Raw genomic sequence first — 1,946 nt, 5'->3', positions numbered from 1 at the left:
CAGAGGGGGTGTTTTTTATCGCATAATATAAAGTTGAAAAATAATGCTTGGAAAAAATTCAATCCAAAAGGCATAAATTGCTTAGCCTAATTGTCTAAGAGAGGGGGAGATATAAAATTGATAATATATAAGAAACTTGTATAATGTAGAAAATATAAGGTGATATATAATTTGAGTTCGACTGTTAATTTTTATAAATAAATGATTTCATTTCTACACTATTTCTTCTCTTTTAACTCTCTGATACGACGTTGTTCAGGTGTGATGGGTAAACCAATGCTAACTTGATCAGTCATTTCCGCATTATATTGTTTAAGCTAGCGATGTACAGCCGTTTGCCCGAGATAATAAATCTAGAAAAAAGACAGTTAAACTTAGATAAGAAATTGGCGTCAATGATTCATTGCTTTTGCCTGAATAATGATACGGTTTGTGAAGAGATTTTATTTGGTCAATATTTGAAATGGATAAGATAGTATGTTTTTTCAAAAACCAAAACTTTATCAAGCATCAGAAAGCTATTAGGGCAACCACAAGATTCACTTATTTTTCAACCAATAATTCTGCGAAAGATCAATTTAAGCTTTTAGTGAATTCCAATTAATTTAAAAATAATCAAAATTTTTGGAAGGCTACTAAAATTTAGCCAATTCATAAATCTCAATATATCATACTTTAAAAATTAATAACTTATATTGATTATCAGTTTTTCGGTAAAGTTTGCGGTTGCCCTGAGGAAGCTATAATTTATTTTAAATGCTAAGTCAGGGTTTGCAACGAGTCTGGCTACTCTGTAACTTCTTATATTTGCTTCTCAACATTAAACAAAACATAAGCGCAAATAACACACCAATAAAACCGTTAACAAATGGACTAGCTCCCCAATAGAACCATCGTCCCAACATTTCCGTCGGCTTAGATATAGTGTGATCTTCCGGTAAGTAAACTATCTCAATTGGCCGGTCTTGAGTAAATTTCTCGTTATGAACATACGTATAAAAAATATTGCGGGTAACATTGAAATTCTGAGTGTGATTGAGATCTAGATACTTGATACTAAAAGAATAACCGGTGGTAAAAATGTTGGTACTATACCGTTTAGCCATCTCTAATTCACCCAGCACTTTTACACCGTGATCACGCAGTTGAATGTCTTCGGCAATATCAATATATGTAAGCCTTAGCATAAAAACGGATATAAGCAATACTACCCCATTCCAAAAAACATCACTAATAATGCTAGATGATTTTTTAGCCATCTTGATATCCCTATTTTTTGCTTACAATATTTGAGTTTATTTTAGCTAACTTTTCTTAAATTTTACTGTACAGTCTAAAATTAACATCACTACTATAGAGTTCGCTTCATTGAAACGCCACTAATAATACGCTGAAAATCTAAATTTTTTCATATATTAATTAACTGATATTCAGATTCAACTACATCATGATTACTTCACATTATCTTAGCTATTGCACTGAATACATTATTCTCTCTGTACACGATAGGGTAAAATAACAGAATTCAATGAACTATACGCTAACTTGGAAAATTGTGTGGCAATTGCTGGAATATGCACGGTCAGACGCCTAATCTTCAGCCGTAGGATTCCACACCAGAATAACACTGACATTTTGCCATTGATCAATACTATCCAGCTCAATCTGCTCCACATAATTGGCGCTACGCTGAATGGTCGCTTTACTACGGGACAGGAATTTCATTAAAGACATGGTTGGCGGTGAAATAAGAAGGTTGGGTTTGTTATAAGACAAAAAGAAGCCCCATCATCTTGACGGGGCTTCTTCATATTCAGTTTATGTCGTTGATATCCTATTAACGACCACGTCCTGTGTGTTTTATTATTGACCGAACTGTCTCACGACGTTCTAAACCCAGCTCGCGTACCTCTTTAAATGGCGAACAGCCATACCCTTGGGACCTG

General features: G+C 34.0%; 2 protein-coding genes and 1 rRNA gene. All 3 read right to left on the bottom strand.

The features are described from left to right. Nucleotides 1-764 precede the first annotated feature (764 nt). Nucleotides 765-1,259, bottom strand: a complete 495-nt coding sequence (locus tag AAV96_RS00150) for a hypothetical protein (protein WP_046737842.1) — start codon at nt 1,257-1,259, stop codon at nt 765-767. 331 nt (nt 1,260-1,590) lie between these two features. Then, nucleotides 1,591-1,776, bottom strand: a complete 186-nt coding sequence (locus tag AAV96_RS00145; protein ID WP_046737841.1) for a hypothetical protein — start codon at nt 1,774-1,776, stop codon at nt 1,591-1,593. Nucleotides 1,777-1,859: 83 nt separating this feature from the next. Further along, a 23S ribosomal RNA gene (locus AAV96_RS17815) occupies nt 1,860-1,946 on the bottom strand; the annotation flags it as partial.

This window comes from Acinetobacter sp. AG1 (assembly GCF_001005525.1).
GTDB classification, from domain to species: Bacteria; Pseudomonadota; Gammaproteobacteria; order Pseudomonadales; family Moraxellaceae; genus Acinetobacter; species Acinetobacter modestus.
Note: the sequence above shows the minus strand (reverse complement) of the source record. Positions and strands in the feature narration are given on the sequence as shown.